2 protein-coding genes are annotated in these 668 nt (G+C 73.2%); both read left to right on the plus strand.

What is annotated here, in order from left to right:
- Positions 1-314: rhodanese family protein (locus tag GJ693_RS16490; protein WP_156257285.1), on the plus strand; the 314-nt coding region annotated here is incomplete at its 5' end.
- A gap of 1 nt (position 315) precedes the next feature.
- On the plus strand, positions 316-668 hold a 353-nt coding region (locus GJ693_RS16495), incomplete at its 3' end, for a TSUP family transporter (RefSeq protein ID WP_156257286.1).

Raw genomic sequence — 668 nt, forward strand, 5'->3', positions numbered from 1 at the left:
ATGCCGCCAAGCTGCTGGCCCGGGTGCCGGGCGGCAGCGCCTGGGTGCTTGATGGCGGCGTCGACGCCTGGGGTCGCGCCGGCCTGCCGCTGGCCGGCACACAGGCCGCCCCGGTGATGCCGATCATGCGCCAGGTCCAGATTGCCGCCGGCCTCCTCGTGCTGACCGGCGTGTTGCTCAGCCTGCTCGTGGCGCCGGCCTGGATCGCGCTGTCGGCTTTTGTTGGCGCCGGCCTCACCTTTGCCGGCGCGTCGGGTTGGTGCGGCATGGCGCAACTGCTGGGCCGCATGCCGTGGAACCGCGCCACAAGCTGAGATGACCGCCGAAACCCTGCTCGCGGCGCTGGGCGGCGCCATCATCGCCCTGCTGCTCGGCCTTTTTGGCGGCGGCGGATCGGTGCTGGCGACGCCCTGGCTGCTCTATGTGGTCGGCATCACCGATGCGCATGTCGCCATCGGCACCGGGGCCGCCGCCGTTGCCATCAATGCCGCCGCCAACCTGGCGCTGCAGGCGCGCGCCGGCACGGTGAAATGGCCGTGCGCGCTCAGCTTTGCCGGCGCCGGCCTGACGGGGTCTCTGGCCGGAGCGGCGCTGGCCCAGCGCATTGCCGGCGCGGCCCTGATGGGCGGCTTTGCCGTGGCCATGCTGGCCGTCGGGCTGGCGACGCT

Origin of the sequence: Sandarakinorhabdus oryzae (genome assembly GCF_009733735.1) — a bacterium.
GTDB lineage: Bacteria > Pseudomonadota > Alphaproteobacteria > Sphingomonadales > Sphingomonadaceae > Sandarakinorhabdus > Sandarakinorhabdus oryzae.